Origin of the sequence: Tardiphaga sp. 813_E8_N1_3 (genome assembly GCF_051811025.1) — a bacterium.
Taxonomy (GTDB): domain Bacteria; phylum Pseudomonadota; class Alphaproteobacteria; order Rhizobiales; family Xanthobacteraceae; genus Tardiphaga.
Map to the genome: position 1 here is coordinate 3,626,271 of NZ_JBPWQE010000001.1, position 15,198 is coordinate 3,641,468.

General features: G+C 61.8%; 14 protein-coding genes. 3 read left to right on the forward strand and 11 right to left on the reverse strand.

Annotation, left to right across the window (positions count from 1 at the left end):
* Positions 1–25 precede the first annotated feature (25 nt).
* Together AB8A33_RS17190 and AB8A33_RS17195 are read left to right on the forward strand one after the other, a co-directional pair.
* Complete coding sequence (locus AB8A33_RS17190) at positions 26–772, forward strand: SDR family NAD(P)-dependent oxidoreductase (protein WP_439093859.1); 747 nt, start codon at positions 26–28, stop codon at positions 770–772.
* 34 nt (positions 773–806) lie between these two features.
* Positions 807–1,145 (forward strand): hypothetical protein, encoded by a 339-nt coding sequence (locus tag AB8A33_RS17195; protein WP_439093860.1) that lies wholly within the window; start codon positions 807–809, stop codon positions 1,143–1,145.
* Between the two features lie 80 nt (positions 1,146–1,225).
* Here AB8A33_RS17195 and AB8A33_RS17200 read toward each other — a convergent pair whose 3' ends face one another.
* From AB8A33_RS17200 to AB8A33_RS17230, 7 genes are all read right to left on the reverse strand, one after another.
* On the reverse strand, positions 1,226–1,927 hold the full coding sequence (locus tag AB8A33_RS17200; RefSeq protein ID WP_439093861.1) for an ABC transporter ATP-binding protein: 702 nt from the start codon (positions 1,925–1,927) through the stop codon (positions 1,226–1,228).
* Positions 1,920–2,654, reverse strand: coding sequence for an ABC transporter ATP-binding protein (locus AB8A33_RS17205; protein ID WP_439093862.1), 735 nt, complete (start codon positions 2,652–2,654; stop codon positions 1,920–1,922). Before AB8A33_RS17205 ends, AB8A33_RS17200 begins: the two co-directional genes overlap by 8 nt.
* A 2-nt stretch (positions 2,655–2,656) precedes the next feature.
* On the reverse strand, positions 2,657–3,688 hold the full coding sequence (locus tag AB8A33_RS17210) for a branched-chain amino acid ABC transporter permease (RefSeq protein ID WP_439093863.1): 1,032 nt from the start codon (positions 3,686–3,688) through the stop codon (positions 2,657–2,659).
* Between the two features lie 71 nt (positions 3,689–3,759).
* Positions 3,760–4,980 carry a substrate-binding protein gene (locus AB8A33_RS17215; protein WP_439093864.1) on the reverse strand — a complete coding sequence of 407 codons (1,221 nt, stop codon included), beginning with the start codon at positions 4,978–4,980 and terminating at the stop codon, positions 3,760–3,762.
* A 4-nt stretch (positions 4,981–4,984) separates the two neighbouring features.
* The gene (locus tag AB8A33_RS17220; RefSeq protein WP_439093865.1) at positions 4,985–5,842 is read right to left on the reverse strand and encodes a branched-chain amino acid ABC transporter permease; all 858 of its coding nucleotides are present in this window, start codon (positions 5,840–5,842) and stop codon (positions 4,985–4,987) included.
* A gap of 35 nt (positions 5,843–5,877) precedes the next feature.
* Complete coding sequence (locus tag AB8A33_RS17225) at positions 5,878–7,392, reverse strand: amidase (protein ID WP_439093866.1); 1,515 nt, start codon at positions 7,390–7,392, stop codon at positions 5,878–5,880.
* 166 nt (positions 7,393–7,558) lie between these two features.
* Positions 7,559–8,740: a substrate-binding domain-containing protein gene (locus tag AB8A33_RS17230; protein WP_439093867.1), complete on the reverse strand. Its 1,182-nt coding sequence runs from the start codon at positions 8,738–8,740 to the stop codon at positions 7,559–7,561.
* A gap of 116 nt (positions 8,741–8,856) precedes the next feature.
* Here AB8A33_RS17230 and AB8A33_RS17235 point away from each other — a divergent pair, with 116 nt between their 5' ends.
* Positions 8,857–9,351: a MarR family winged helix-turn-helix transcriptional regulator gene (locus AB8A33_RS17235; protein ID WP_081421939.1), complete on the forward strand. Its 495-nt coding sequence runs from the start codon at positions 8,857–8,859 to the stop codon at positions 9,349–9,351.
* 25 nt (positions 9,352–9,376) lie between these two features.
* Here the strand turns inward: AB8A33_RS17235 and AB8A33_RS17240 are convergent, their stop codons facing one another.
* The 4 genes from AB8A33_RS17240 to AB8A33_RS17255 all read right to left on the reverse strand — a co-directional run bounded on the left by AB8A33_RS17240 (position 9,377) and on the right by AB8A33_RS17255 (position 15,169).
* Complete coding sequence (locus AB8A33_RS17240) at positions 9,377–9,763, reverse strand: RidA family protein (RefSeq protein ID WP_439093868.1); 387 nt, start codon at positions 9,761–9,763, stop codon at positions 9,377–9,379.
* An 18-nt stretch (positions 9,764–9,781) separates the two neighbouring features.
* Positions 9,782–12,142: an acetamidase/formamidase family protein gene (locus AB8A33_RS17245; RefSeq protein ID WP_439093869.1), complete on the reverse strand. Its 2,361-nt coding sequence runs from the start codon at positions 12,140–12,142 to the stop codon at positions 9,782–9,784.
* 128 nt (positions 12,143–12,270) lie between these two features.
* Positions 12,271–13,512, reverse strand: a complete 1,242-nt coding sequence (locus tag AB8A33_RS17250) for an acetamidase/formamidase family protein (RefSeq protein ID WP_439093870.1) — start codon at positions 13,510–13,512, stop codon at positions 12,271–12,273.
* Positions 13,513–13,558: 46 nt separating this feature from the next.
* Positions 13,559–15,169, reverse strand: a complete 1,611-nt coding sequence (locus AB8A33_RS17255; RefSeq protein ID WP_439093871.1) for an amino acid ABC transporter permease/ATP-binding protein — start codon at positions 15,167–15,169, stop codon at positions 13,559–13,561.
* Between the last annotated feature and the right edge of the window lie 29 nt (positions 15,170–15,198).

The window sequence follows — 15,198 nt, forward strand, 5'->3', positions numbered from 1 at the left end:
TCAAAAACGTCTCGAGGAACATCCCATGACCAGACATGCCATCGTGACCGGCGCGAGCCGCGGCATCGGACGCGCCATCGCCCTTGGCCTCGCCAAGCGCGGCTACAATCTCGCTCTGACCGACATCGCAGCGCAGGAGAGCACGCTGCTGGAGACTGTCGCGGATGTGAAGAAGCTCGGGACCAAATGCATTCCGGTGCTGGCCGATGTCAGCAAGCTCGAGGATTGCCAGCGCTCGGTTGCGGAAGCGGTCGCGGGTCTCGGCCATGTCGATGTTCTCGTCAACAATGCCGGCATCCTGCGTCTCGCGACCATCGAAGAGACCACGCCCGAACACTGGGACCAGACCTTCGCCGTGAACGTCCGCGGCGTGTTCCAGATGACCCAGGTGATGGTTGTCCATATGAAGGAACGCCGCTATGGGCGCATCGTCAACATCGCCTCGCTGGCCGCGCGCACCGGCGGCCCTGGCCAGTCGCATTATGCCGCATCGAAATCCGCCGTGGTTGGCTTCACGCGGGTGTCGTCGATGGAATTCGGTGGCCACGGCATCACGGTGAATGCCGTATGTCCCGGCATCATCCTCACTGAGATGGGCCGCAACAACCTGCGCGATCCCGAGCGCGTCACCTATTTCGAGAAGATCACCGACCTGCATCGGCTCGGCGAGCCGGAAGACGTCGTCGGCCCCGTCGCATTCTTCGCCTCGGATGATTCCGCCTTCGTGACGGGCCAGGCACTCAACGTGGATGGCGGTATCTTCTACAGCTGAGCGACCTCCATCCGAGATCGGCGTCCGGCAACGAATGCACGACCTGCCGGACTTCGACCTCGACTATCTTATTATTCTTCGAATTCTCGACGATGTCCCGAAGCGTGCGCTGAAATCTACACCTTCTCTCAACCTGACGATGCCGAAGAACTGCAGGAAGAGAAGCGCCCGCCCCCGTATCCGCATCGCCGCAGCGGAGCAGGCATTCGTCAGTCCGGCCTATGCTAGGATCGGGCTGAACAGCGACTACGGCATCTCCTGGCTGCTCACATGGAGCATTTCCATAACGCTGGCGGCGTGCCCAAGTTGCTTGCAGAACTTGGTGACCTTATCGATGGCAGTGCGCAGACATTGCAGACAAGACGCTGGGTGAGATTGCGGTGCGCGAAGAGCGGAAATTATTCACTCTAAAGCAAAGGCTGCAAAGGCGTGCGCCAACGATCTCACTCAGTTCTAGGGCGCTAGATATTGCAACAATCGTGGATCCTCGCGGATCTCCTGCGCCGCCCCTGTCAGCGCAACCCGGCCTCGATCTAGCACGTAAGCGCTGCTCGCGACGCGAAGCGCGAGATCGAGATGCTGCTCGACGATGACGACGGCAATGTCCTTCGCCAACAGGATCAGGCGCTCGGTAATTTCCTCGATGACACCGATCCAGACGCCTTCGGTCGGCTCGTCCAGCAGCAGAATTTTGGGATCTGACAACATGGCGCGCCCGATCGCCAGCATCTTGCGCTCGCCGCCGGACAACGTGCCGGCAAACTGATCGAGCCGCTGGCCGAGCTTCGGAAAGATCTCCAGCACACGGTTGACTGCCCCGCTGTCACGATTGGTCAGCGCGCCGACGGCGAGATTGTCCCGCACCGACAGTTTCGCGAACACCGAATGCTCCTGCGGGACATAGCCGACGCCGCGGCGGATGCGCTGCTCGGTCGGCAGCTTGCCGACATCGCGGCCATCGAGGCTCACCGCACCGCCGAGCACCGGCAACTCACCGACAATAGCTTTCATCAGCGTGGTCTTGCCGGCGCCGTTGCGGCCGAGAATGGCGACGCCGCCGCGCCACGGCACGCTGAGCGTGACGCCGAACAGCACCTGGCTGCGGCCGTAACCGGCATCGAGCGACTGGATATCGAGGAATTTATCGTCAGGCACGGCGGAGATAGACCTCCTGAACTTTGGGGCACGACTGCACATGCTGCACCGAACCGGTCTGCAGGATCTGACCCTGATCCAGCACCGTGAGGCGGTCGCAGATGTCGCGGATGAAATCGAGATCGTGCTCGACGATGACGAGCGAACAGCGCGCCTTGATCGGCTGCAACAATTCGCCCGTGACGCGCCGCTCTTCCAGACTCATGCCGCCGGTCGGCTCGTCGAGCAGCAGCAGCCTGGGCTCGGGCGCCAGCGCCATGGCGATTTCAAGCCATTGCTGCTGCCCGTGCGACAGTGCAGAGGCCGGCTCGTGGGCACGATCGACGAGACGAAACTGTTCGAGCATCGCCATGACTTTGTCATGCAGCACGCCGCGGGTGCGCGACAGCGCGAGATTGAGCAGCGATGTCTGCGCCTGCAACGCCAACAGGATGTTGTCATACAGCGTCAGCGCCGGCAGCACGCTGGTGATCTGGAATTTCAGGCTCATGCCGGCGCGCGCGCGCTCGGCTGGCGAAGCCTGCGTGATATCGCGACCAGCAAATATGACCGTGCCTTGCGTCGGCGTCTCTGCACCGGCGATACATTTCATCAGCGTGCTCTTGCCGGAGCCATTGGGTCCGATCAGGCCGTGGAATTCATTGGCAGCGATGGTGAGATCGGCGCCGTTCAGCGCCGTGAGCTTGCCGAATATCTTGATGAGGCCTTTTGCTTCCAGAAGCGCCATGACTATCGCTTCCCCGGACGGCCGAAGCTGCCGACGCGCTCGCGCTCCGACAATAACAGACTGACTAGTCCTGCGGGCCGGAACAAGATGACCAGTAGCAGCAATACGCCAAGAATGATCGGCCAGATGTCCTGATAGCTGTTCGACAGCCAGAAGCTGACGGCCTCAATGACGACCGTGCCGATCACGGCGCCGATCAGCGTGCCGGAACCGCCGAACAACACATAGAGCACCACCTGGGTAGAAATCACGACGCCCAGCATGTTGGGCCAGACGAAGCCTTCGTGAAACGCATAGAGACTGCCGGCGAGCCCGGCGATGGCGCCGCTCAGGGAGAAGATGATCGCCTTGAGGTGCTGCACCTTGTAGCCGAAGAAGGCGATGCGCTGTTCGTTCTCGCGCAGGCCGGCCAGCGCGAGGCCGAATTGCGAGCGCATCAGGAAACGGCACAGCAGATAGACGAGGATAAGAAATCCCGCGGCCACATAGTAATAGACCGGCCCTTCGGTCAACTCGTAGCTGCCGAGCGTCATCGGCGGGATCGACGGAATCCCGTTCTGGCCACCGAGATAGTACCAGCCGCGTGCCAGGCGATCACAGGCATAGGAACCCGTCAGCGTTCCCAATGCGACGAAAATCACACTGGCGGGATGGCGGCCGAGCAGCAGGAAGCCGCCGAGCATGAGCGCGAAAGCAAATCCGATCAACAGACCGGCCGGCAGCACCAGCAGGATCGAAGTGATGCCGAGATCGCGCGCCAGCAGCGCCACGCCATAACCGGCAGAGCCAAAGAACACCGCTTGGCCGAAACTCATGATGCCGGCATAACCCCAGACCAGATCGAATGACAGCGCGAACAGACAAAGGATCAGCACGCGTGTGGCATAGACGGTGAGATAATCTTGCAGCACCAGGGGCAGCAGCAGGCCGATGACCAGCACCGCGATTTCGATCATCGGCAGCACGCGCCATTGGCGCGATGCGCTGATGCCTCGCGTCAGAGATACGGCAGAGAGTGGCGTCGTCTCGGTCATCAGGTCGCCGGAATGAGAGAAGAGAAAGCGGGAGTGATATCGGCCACTCCCGCGAGGTTCGGATTATCGGCTCAGCATTCCTTGGGATCGACGAGACCGGCGCTGCGCGCGACGACCTCATATTTGCCGCCCTTGGCCACCGCCGTATACATCTTCATCTTGCAATGCCGCTGACCGGGGACCATCTCGGCCGGACCGCCCGGACCTTCGGCGATCTTTGCGTGATCGAGCGCCTTGGCGACGGCATCGCGATCGACACTGCCGGCTTCCTTGACGGCCGCCTCCCAGAGCTTCAAGCCACGATAGGTGCCGGTCGCGGCACTGCCTGCAGCGAACAGGAAGTTGCCCGGAAACTGTTTTTCGTAGGCCGCCTGGAGCTTGGCACTGAACGGATCTTCCGGCGTCAGCGCCTTGAAGTAATCGAGGCAGCTTGCGAGGCCTTCGATTTCGGCAGGCTGATTGATGCTGAGCGTGTTCTCGTCATAGTAGACGCAGGCCAGCCGTCCACCGTTCTTGAGGAAGCCTGCTTCCGACAATTGCTTGAAGAACGGCCCGACGCCGGGCGGGATGATGGTATTGAACACCACATCGACCTTATTGGAGATAACGCGGTTCACTGTCGACGAAAAATCGATCTGGTCGAGCGGGTAATACTCCTCAAACACGACCTCGCCGCCATTGGCCTCGATCACCTTGCGTGCATAGACGTTCAACGTATGCGGCCAGACGTAATTGGCACTGGGCAACGCAAACTTCTTGCCGCCATTCTTGATCAGCCAGGGGATGAATTCATCGCATTGCTGCGCCGGGGTCGGCCCGGTGCAGAACAGATAGGGCGTGCACTCCTTGCCCTCATAGAGCTGCGGGTAGATGTAGAGCGTCTTGCCGCGTGAGACGATGACGTCCTTGATGGCGTTGCGCATCGACGAGGTGATGCCGCCGATGACCAGATCGACCTTCTCGCGCTGGATCAGCTTACGCACATTGCCGACCGCGACGGATTCATTGGACGCAGTGTCCTCGATATACAGCTCCAGCGGCCGGCCAAGCAGACCGCCAGCATCGTTGATGTCCTTGATCACCATCCTGGCCACATTGGCATCGGCATTGCCGGCATAGCCCATCGGACCGGTCAGATCGGTGCCGACACCGACCTTGATCGGTCCGGCAGCCGCGTTGGCCCAGCCTGCGGGGATGACCCAGCTGCCGACACCGGTGGCGATGGCCGTACCAAACAGCGCCGCATTGCCAAGAAAGCGGCGACGGCTGAGAGTGTTGGCGTCATGAGACATTGGACTAAACCCCTTTTCCTGCAACGAGGCCCTGCGGCCGGAATTTGATGAAGATGATGGCGAGCACGAATACCGCGACATCGGCGATAACGGGCGAAATCACCCACGGCAGCGCCGCACTCAGCGTGCCAATCAGGCCTGCGCCAGCCACCGGTCCGGCAAAGGAGCCGATGCCACCGACCATGACGGCGACGAAGCCCTGAATCAGAAAGCGAATGCCGAGATCGGCGAACAGCGTGAACACCGGCACGATCAGCGCGCCGGCCAGACCTGCGAGCGCGGCGCCGAAGGCGAAGGTTGCGCCATAGATTGCGTTGGTCGAAATGCCGGAGGCCCGCGCCAGCGCCGGGTTCTCCAGCGAAGCGCGGATGCGCAGGCCAAACGCGGTGCGCGCCAGAAGCAGATAGCTCCCTGCCATCACCAGTACGGTGATCACGATGATCACCAAACGCCAGGTTGAGAAATGCATGCCGCCGATGGTCACCGAACCGCCGACCGGCTCCGGTACCGAGAGATACAGCCCACCGATCAGGCCGCGCACGATCTCGCGGATGATCAGCCCAAGCGCATAGGTACCGAGCATGGCGACGATCGGCGCGGCATAGAAGCGCCGGACAATCAACCGCTCCAGCACGAAGCCCAGTGCGCCGACGACAAATGGCGCCGCGACCATACCGAGCCACACCGGCAAACCCGCGGTGTGAACAATGTAGGTGACATAGGCGCCGAGCAGAACGAACTCGCCCTGCGCGAAATTGAAGATGCCCATCATGCTGGCGATGATCCCCAGCCCCAGCACAACCAGCACGACGATCGCCCCGAAACTAGCGATCTCGAAGATCGCCATGATCAGATTATCCATGCGCGATCACCGATCCCCGCTTCTGCATGGATTCCTCACATCGTCTTCCAATCGGCGGACTGCTCGAAAGCGTGCGCGGCGCGATAGATGGTCATCTCGTCGAAATGCTTGCCGACCAGCATCAGCCCGACGGGCAGGCCATCGACCATGCCGCAGGGGATCGACATCGCCGGATGATGCGAGATGTCGAAAGGCGAGGTGTTGGAGATCATCTCGAAGGCGCGGCCGACGACTTCTTCACGCGGCGCGCCGGGCGCCGGCAGCGGTGTCGCCTTCATCGGTGTGGTCGGCATCAGCAATAGATCATAGCTCGCCAGCGCCTTGTCATAGGCAGCCGTGACGCGACGCGAGATGTTCAGTGCTTTGCCGTAAAAACGAGGGCCGAAATTGTTATTGATATAGGTGCCGAACAGCAGCAGCAGTTTGGTGGTTTCGGACAGCGAGTCCGCCTGCCCGCGCCAACCGCGATGGGCGTCCATCAGCGACGTCGAATAGAGATCCGACCGGCTGAGGCCATAGCCGTCGCCCACCATCATGGTCTGGGTCATGCCTTCGGTGCCGATCGGGGTCCACACCGCCGCCGCGGTGAGATGCATCGGGATCGAGATCGTCTCCACTGTCGCGCCCAGATCGGCGAAGCGCTTGGCGGCTTCGCGAACGCTGCGGTTGACTGCATCCTCGGCGCCGAGCTGCTCGAAACCTTCCTTGACGATGGCGATCTTCATGCCCTTGACACCGGCACCGAGCGCCTTGGTGTATTCCGGCACTTCCGGCGACTTGATCCGTGGGTCGTAACCGTCATCGCCAGCAAGCACTTCCAGCAACAGCGCATTGTCGGCGACATTGGATGTCATCGGGCCGGTGTGATCGACGAAAATCTCGATCGGCATGATGCCTGTATAAGGCACCAGACCCCAGGTCGGCTTCATGCCATAGGTGCCCGAGAAGGACGACGGCATGCGGATGGAGCCGCCCTGATCGCCACCGATTGCCATGTCGACTTCGCCAAGCGCCACGACAACGGCACTGCCGGACGACGACCCGCCGGCGGAATAGCCCATCTTGTGCGGGTTATGCACGTTGCCCGTCGAATTGGTGTGGCTGCCGCCGGACATGCAGAAGGATTCGCAATGCACCTTGCCCATGATGTCGGCACCGGCATCGAGCATGCGTGTGACGATGGTGGCGTCGAAATCCGGCACATAGCCTTCCAGCGTGGACGAGCCGTTCATCATCGGCACGCCGGCCAGCATGATGTTGTCCTTCAGCGCGACGGTCTTGCCCTTGAGCTTGCCGCTGGGCGCCCCCTTCACCACCGACTTGCGATACCAGGCGTTGCGCGTGTTCTCTTCCGGCGCGGGCCGATAGCCAGGCGTACGCGGATATTTCACTTCGGGTACCTCGTCGGGCATCGCCGCCACGACGTTGTAGGCATCGACGGATCCCTGCATCAGCGCGCGGAACGAGGTGACGTCCTCCGCGGATAGTGCGAGGCCGCACTGATCGGCGACGGCGAGGAGTTGATCGGGAGTGGGAAGTGAAACGGCCACGATGATTTCTCCTGATATCCACGATGCAATCGGCGCGGCATTTCTTCGAAATGCCCACGCCGTCAAGGCGACAACGGTGTTGCCTTTCGCGCATCATTAGAAAGAGAAATATTTTCCTTTTCAAGTATTATTTTTCAAGGTCGTCCTAGTCGGGTCTGCGACTGACCTAGAATGTCCGGATGAGCCTGAAATCCAGACCGTCTGCTTCGGCAAGATAGATCGGCATTTTCGCCCGCCCGCCGCGCATGCTGACCTCACCGCGGGCGCCGTGATAGGCCACGCTGGACGCCGCGTTCAGCATCGACCGGACGTCGAATGAGCCCGCCTTGGTTGCCACGGACTCGAGAAACCGAAGCCCCTCGTAGTTCGACTGCGCGACCGATCCCGGCACAGGCGCACAGCGTCCGAACGATGCTTCATATTGAGCACGGAATGCATCATTCGCCGCCGACGCACGGTCGACGAAATAGCCCGATGCACAATAGAGCCCCTCGGAGCTATCCGCGCCCATGCCGAGCAGCAGCGTTTCATCCATGGCCCCCGCCAGTCGGAGAACTTTTGACGAGAGACCATGTTCGGCGAAAGCGCGGTTAAACACGATGCTGTCGGTGCCGATCAGCGAGATGACCACGACATCCGGCTTGGCGGCCCGGATACGGGCGATCTGGGCATCGTGATTCTGCTCGCCAAGCGCAACAAACTCCTCACCGACCACGCGCCCTCCGGCGCCGGCGATATATGTCTTGGTAGCCTTGTGGGCCAGCCACGGCCAGACGTAATCGCTGCCGATCAGATACCAGCGCGCCGCTTTCTTTTCACTCGCCAGCCATTCGATGGCCGGGCGCGACTGATCGCGCGGCGTCTCGCCGATCGCCATCACACCGGGCGTTCGTTCGCCGCCCTCATAGACCGGCGTGTAGATATAGGGCACGCGCCCGGCGATCACCTTGCGCAGCGCGACGCGGACCGCGCTGATATGCGAGCCCATGACAACATCGACATCGCCAGCCGCGATCATGTCGGCTGCCGTGCGGACAACGCCATCGATATCGCCGCCGGCGTCATGAAACACCGGCTCGATCTCGCGCCCGAGAATGCCGCCGCGCCGATTGATCTCCGAAGCCGCGAGCATCATGCTATTGGTGCCCGCTAGGCCCCAGATCCCGGCTGGGCCAGACAGGCCGATAAAATTGACGACGCGCAACTTTTCGCGATTGCGGCGCCGCGGAAACAGATCGGGACGTGCAATCGCGTCACGACCTCCCCCACTGTCCTGAAAGCCCTTCAGCAACCATGGCGCCGGCATCGGCAGCGCGCCGGTCGTTGCAGTCTGCAGTGACGAGAGCATGTCGCTCTCCTTTCGACGTTGTCAGCGGCGGTGCGGCATCAATTTATCGGCAGTAAAATCGTGCGAAAGAAAATATCGTAGAGGAAAATATTGAATATTCAACGATTCCCGTGCATATGGATCAGGCAAAGTCGCCTAATATTCATCACCTCTTCCAGCAAAGTTTCCCAACCGTGGCCAGAACGCCGAGCACGCCCATCACCGAACACCTCGCTTATCTGCTGGCGCAGGCGAACCGGGAGATTAATCGCCAACTCGATGCGCGCTTCAAGAAGGAAGGCGTGCCGGTCGAACAGTGGCGCATTCTGAAAGTGCTGTCCGACGGCAAGGGCCACTCCATGGGCGACCTCGCCGATGCGGTTCTGCTGAATCATCCGACCCTGACCAAGATGGTCGATCGCATGGTGTCCGATGCGCTGGTTTACCGGGTGCAGGACCCCGACGACCGCCGCAAGGTGGTGATGTTCATTTCCGACCGCGGCAAGACGCTGACCCAGCGGCTGAACTCGCTGGCGCTGAGCCAGGAAGCCCATATCGCCGAGAACTACGGCAACAAGGCCACGGCCGACCTGAAGCGCCTGCTGGAAAGCCTGATCGAAAAGGCGAACTAGGTTTTCCATTTCTTCGCACCGACTATTATGCGGGCCGTCGACAAACCAGGTCGATTTCGATCAGGGCGTCATAAGCGAGGCCCGTGACGCCAACACAGGTCCGCGCCGGCAGGCGATCCGGCGGAAAATAGCTGCGATAGGTCTCGTTCATCGCCACGTAGTCGCGCTTGAACTCGGTGAGATAGATCCGCGTCATGGTGATGTGCTCGAAGCCGAGATCGAGCCCCTTGAGCACCACGCGCAGATTTTCCATCACCGCTTCGGTCTGCGCCACGATGCCATCGGGCAGCACGTCCGGCATTGCCGGTGTATCCGGCATCTGCCCGGTGACGAACACGAAGCCGTCGGTCTCCACAGCATGGCTAAACGGCGCGACCGGCTTCGGGCCACCGGAGATCATGTGAAATTGCAACAGCGCGTCTCCTGAACCTTATGATTTTGACGTGTGATCGAACACCCGCTTGCTCAGAATGGCATGGACGCCCCAATTGCCATCGACGACCTGCGTCACGCCAAAGTCGACCGCGACCGACATCAACGCGATCGCCTCATCCTCGGTGAGACCTTTGATGTTCATCAGGAAGCGCCGCATCTTGCGAAAGGCGTCCTTCATCGCGAGATCGAGCGACGAGGTGGCGTAGACCTCGCTCTGCCCCTTGGCGCCGAATTCAGCGAGATAGTTCGGATGGCTGAAGCCCATCAGCACCCAGTCACTCTCGGTCTCGATCAGCGGATAGGTGAGATCGGCAAACGCCTGGCCGGCGAGATTACCCTTCTTGTGCAGGATCACCTGAAACGTGCCCGTCATCGAACATTCGATGGCGGTGCCGCCCAACTCACCATCGCCTTGCGCCGCATGGGGATCACCGACCGACAGCAATGCGCCGGGCACCGAGACTGGCAGATACACCGTCGATCCCTTGCCGAGCCGCCAGTTGTCGAGATTACCGCCAAAATAGGCTGGCGGCACTGAATCGACGAGATCGGCCTCGCGCGGCGCCACGGCAATGACACCGAAATGCGGGCGCAGAGGAATGCGAATGCCGTCGAGCACGTCATGCCGACGCCGCACAGAGGCCGGCATAATGGGAATGCCCGGATAGTCGTAGGTGTTGTGCACGGTGCCGAACGGATCGGTCTGCGGCTCCCAGCGATACGAATAGAGCGCGCGCGCATATGGCACGTCGTCATGATCGAGAATTTCGTAGATCGTCACCGCCTCGCGCGCATTCTGCTCGGCGAGAAATTCCTTGTAGTGATAGCCCCACCACGCCGCGACGCTACTGCCGAAAACCTGACCGTCGAAATCCGGATTTCGACTGGCGCGCGGCACGATGTCGAGGATGCGGATTTCCAGCACGTCGCCGGGCTGCGCGTCCCTGATCGCCACCGGCCCGGTGCAAATGTGGACGCCAAAGCCCTCGCCGGCACCGCGGCCATAGATCGAGGCGTCCATCGGACCGGCCCCGCGGCGATCGACATTCTTCTGATCGCGCGTCCAGCAGAACACGCTCTCAGCGCCGATATCACCCTTGATCATCCGCTCGGGATCGTCGGATGCGTGCTGCGTCAGTGTTTCGATGGTGATCGTGTCGCCGGAATTGATCTCGATCTGCGGCGGCAACGAGCGGCTGAAATAGCCCCAGTGCACGCGAGATGCATCGGCGGCGAGATGATGGTGCCGCTGATTCTTCGAAGCATCGGCGATGCCGTGCGTGATCGTCGCGGCCGGCTCCGGCTGCGCAATCTTCCCCGCGGTCGACGGCGCGTGCTGGCTGCGCAACTGCGCCAGCGCTTCCTGCGGCCAGCCGCGTTGTCCCGCCGCCGTCGCCGACGCCGTCAAGCGCTCGGCTTCATTCTGGCGGAATTCGCGCGGCGATAGGCCGAAGCGGTGACGGAACGTGCGGCTGAAATGCGCGGAGTCATTGAAGCCAGCACGAAAGGCAATCTCGGAAATCGAGTGATGCGCCTCGGACGGATTCGAGAGATCGGCCCAGGTGCGCTGCAGTCGGCGCTCGCGTAGGTAATGCGTAAAGCTACTGCCGGTGCCTTCGAACAGTTTCTGCAGATAACGTTCGGAGATGCCCTCGGCCAGCGCCACCTTGGCCGGCGTCAGATCCGCATCGTCGAGGCGTCGCTCGATGGTCTGGCACAGCCGATGCAAGGTCGCGGCCTTGGTCGCCGTGCCGCAGTTGAGATCGGCCGTCGGCTCGGCCAGTTGACGTGTAAAGGTCGGCAACAGATCGGCAAGACTTTGTGCGATCGCCGACCATTCGGCATCTGACAATATTTCGAGGTTGCGGGCCGCCTGTTCCATCATACGCGCGAACACATCGCCGAAGCCGCCGGGGCCTACGATCTGGACATCGGCCATGGCGGCTGCACTGGCGCGGCGACTGTGTAGCGGATCGGACGTGACCGAGAGCACCACCGCGCGCATGTCGCGCTGGAATGCGACGCTCCAGTCCCCTTTGCGAGGCAGCAACAGCAGATGCCCGACGGCGACGATCTGATGCCCCGCGGCGGTCTTCAGCGCGACGCCATCCTCAAGCGGCAGCAGCACCAGCGGATGGTCGCTGGCCAGATCCGACAATGGCGAGATCGCCTGTGCGCCGGCAGACAATTTGGCCAGTGCAATACCTTCGAAGGTGCGACGAACTGCGGTGGCGTGCCCGTGATGCGTGGTCGTTGCAGCCGTCGGCTGCAGGCCAATCGAACTCAGGACGTCGCGCCATGCTTCGGGGCGGTCGTCTTCAGAGTAGGATTCACTGGTGAACGGACGGAGGCTCATGCATCGACCTTCATAGCCGAAGCGAAGCAACCTCCGTGCCATCCCGAAGGACGCAGCGCCCTGCCCTGCAACTTCCCCGATCACCGCGCCATCATCCCCATAGCCGAATTCAGTGCAATTTCATCCGCTTAGTCGCAGCGGAAGACGTTCTTGCGGATTGTGCCATGGACGCCCCAATTGGCATCGACCACTTGCGTCACCCCGAAATCCGCACCCACCGACATCAACGAGATCGCCTCGTCTTCACTCATCTTGTGCACCGTCATCAGGAAACGCCTGAGCTTGCGGAACGCATCGCGCATGGCCCGATCTAGGCTGGAATGATTAGCGACGTCGAGCTGCGCATTAGCGCCGAGTTCGGCGAGATAGTTCGGGAAGGTGAAGCCGTAGACCGACCAGGCGTCGGGCGTTTCCAGCATCGGATGCGTCAGGCCTTCGAGGGGCGTACCGCCGAGGTCGCGATGCTTGTGCAGGATGAACTCGAAATCACCGGTCAGCGAGGTCTCGATGGCCGTACCGCCGAGCTCGCTGTCGCCCTGCGCGGCATGGGGATCGCCGACCGAGAAGAACGCGCCGGGCACCGCCACGGGATAGAACATCTTGGCGCCCTTGCCGACGCGCCAGTCATCGATATTGCCGCCTGTGTAGCTCGGCGGGATCGACGACACGAAATCCTCCTCGGATGGCGCGAGGCCCATGGTGCCGAAATGCAGCCGTGCCGGCACCCTGACATTGGGCAGGATGTTTTCGCGTTTCCTGATGGTCGCGTGATCGACGCGTACGCCGGGATAATCGATGGTTGGATGCAGGATGCCATCAGGATCAGTCTGCGGCATCCAGACATAATTATAGACCGCCTTGGCAAACGGCTCGCCCGACGTATCGAGCTCGAAGATCGTCACGACCTCGCGCGGCTTCGGTTCCTCGATCAGGTCGTGATAGTGGAAGCCCCAATTCGCTGCGACGTTGGAACCGAAGCACTTGCCGGCATAACAGGCCTTGCAGGCGGGCCGCGGGCGCACGTCGAGAATACGCACTTCCAGCACATCGCCCGGCTCTGCGCCTTCAATCGCCACCGGCCCGGTGAGCAGATGCACGCCAACGCCTTCGCCTGAGCCGCGGATGAATGGACCTTCCGTCGGGCCGGAGCCGCGGCGGACGACGGCCTTGTGCTCGCGGGTCCATTTGAACACGCTTTCGGCGCCGGGATCGCCTTCGATCATGCGCTCGTAATCGTCATTGGCATGATGCGTCAGCGTTTCGATGGTAGCGCGGTCGCCCGACTTCAGCGTCAGCGGGGGCGTGACCACCTTGCTGAAATAGCCCCAGTGAACGGTCTTCGGCGACACCGGAAGAAGATGATGCTTCATGCTGAGGCCCTCGGTAGCAAATGGACGAACTTCACAGGCGCAACGATCACGAGACTTCCGCCTCCATCGCATTGAGAAAACGCTGCGCGACGGGATTGCGCGGATTGGTCAGGACTTCACTGGCTGGGCCTTCCTCGATGATCGCGCCTCCGGCGAGCAGCACCACACGGTCGGCCACTTCGCTGGCAAAGCGGAGCTGATGCGTCGAGATGATCATGGTCAGGCCGTCCTCGACGGCGAGCCTGCGGATCACTTCGAGCACTTCATTGACCAGTTCGGGATCGAGCGCTGAGGTCGGCTCGTCCAGCAAAAGCACGCTTGGGTTGGGCGCGATCGCGCGGGCGATAGCGACGCGCTGCTGCTGACCGCCGGACAGATGCCGCGGCAGCGCATCGGCGCGGTGGCTCAGGCCGACGCGCGCCAGAAGTTCGTCGGCACGGCGCTCGGCATCAGCGCGCGCCACGCCGTGCACCCAGCGCAGCGGACCGGCGATGTTTTCCTTGGCTGTGAGATGCCCGAACAGATTGAACTGCTGGAACACCATGCCGACGCCGACCTCGGCGCGGGCATTGGCGAGCAAACGCGGCGACAGCGCTTTACCGTGCTCGTTGAAGCCGAGCTGGCGGCCGGCGACCTTGATGGCGCCGCCGTTCCACAGTTCGAGATTGTTGATACAGCGGAGGAGCGTGCTTTTGCCGGAGCCACTTGGTCCGAGCAGCGCGATCACTTCACCGATCCGCACCGTGATGTCGACGCCGTCGAGCACCACGTTCTTGTCGTAGCTCTTGCGGAGATCGGAGACCTCGACGGCGACATTGTTGCGCGCCAGCATCTCCGCGCGTTTGGCGCGATCGGCGCGTTCCGGCCGCATCCGCGGCGGCGGTAATTCCGCAATGCCGCCGTCGGGCAGGATTTCCGGCGACATGTCGGCCTGCGGTGCCAGCGGATCGTCGCTGCCAGGCGCGCGATACCACGGCATGAAGCGCATGAACTGGTTCTGCCTAGTCGTGCGATCGAGGTCGAACTTCCATTCCAGAAGCAGTTGGATGCCGGCGATCGCCGCTGTGAGCAGCAGATAGATCAAACCCGACGCAAAGAAGATCGAAAAGAAATCGAAGGTCGAGGACGCCAGTTGCGTCGAACGCAGCGTCAGTTCCTGCACGGCGATGACGGAAGCCAGCGACGAGTTCTTCAGCGCGCTAACCGCTTCGTTGCCGAAAGCGGGGATCATCGAGCGGATCGCCTGCGGCGCGATGATCCGGCGCATCAGGACGCCCGGGGTCATGCCGAGCGCCTGGCCGGCCACCACCTGACCGCGGTCGACACCCAGTACGCCGGAGCGCAGCATTTCGGCGATGAATGGCGCCTCGTTACAAGCCAGTGCCAGGCCGGCGGCGAGAATGGCGGGAAGCTTGATGCCGATCTGCGGCAGGGCGTTATAGGCAAACACCATCTGCAGGATCAGCGGGGTGCCGCGAAAGATCACGGCATAGACCCGGGCGAAGGATGCCAGCGGCTTGAACCTGCTGAGCTGCATCCATGCCAGGATCAGGCCGAGGATCAGCCCGCCGCACAGACCGAGGGCGGTGACCTGCAAGGTCGCCTGGATGCCCTCGATCATATACGGCATGCTGAGATAGTGGAGGAACAGCTCCATGGAGGCAGAAAGCCCTTACGTGAGAGTGA

Excerpts from the sequence above, each read along its gene's own strand:
- AB8A33_RS17190 (WP_439093859.1), top strand. The coding sequence starts at position 26 with ATGACCAGACATGCCATCGTGACCGGCGCGAGCCGCGGCATCGGACGC.
- AB8A33_RS17195 (WP_439093860.1), top strand. The coding sequence starts at position 807 with ATGCACGACCTGCCGGACTTCGACCTCGACTATCTTATTATTCTTCGA.
- AB8A33_RS17205 (WP_439093862.1), bottom strand. The coding sequence starts at position 2,654 with ATGGCGCTTCTGGAAGCAAAAGGCCTCATCAAGATATTCGGCAAGCTC.
- AB8A33_RS17210 (WP_439093863.1), bottom strand. The coding sequence starts at position 3,688 with ATGACCGAGACGACGCCACTCTCTGCCGTATCTCTGACGCGAGGCATC.
- AB8A33_RS17215 (WP_439093864.1), bottom strand. The coding sequence starts at position 4,980 with ATGTCTCATGACGCCAACACTCTCAGCCGTCGCCGCTTTCTTGGCAAT.
- AB8A33_RS17220 (WP_439093865.1), bottom strand. The coding sequence starts at position 5,842 with ATGGATAATCTGATCATGGCGATCTTCGAGATCGCTAGTTTCGGGGCG.
- AB8A33_RS17230 (WP_439093867.1), bottom strand. The coding sequence starts at position 8,740 with ATGCTCTCGTCACTGCAGACTGCAACGACCGGCGCGCTGCCGATGCCG.
- AB8A33_RS17235 (WP_081421939.1), top strand. The coding sequence starts at position 8,857 with ATGGATCAGGCAAAGTCGCCTAATATTCATCACCTCTTCCAGCAAAGT.
- AB8A33_RS17245 (WP_439093869.1), bottom strand. The coding sequence starts at position 12,142 with ATGAGCCTCCGTCCGTTCACCAGTGAATCCTACTCTGAAGACGACCGC.
- AB8A33_RS17250 (WP_439093870.1), bottom strand. The coding sequence starts at position 13,512 with ATGAAGCATCATCTTCTTCCGGTGTCGCCGAAGACCGTTCACTGGGGC.
- AB8A33_RS17255 (WP_439093871.1), bottom strand. The coding sequence starts at position 15,169 with ATGGAGCTGTTCCTCCACTATCTCAGCATGCCGTATATGATCGAGGGC.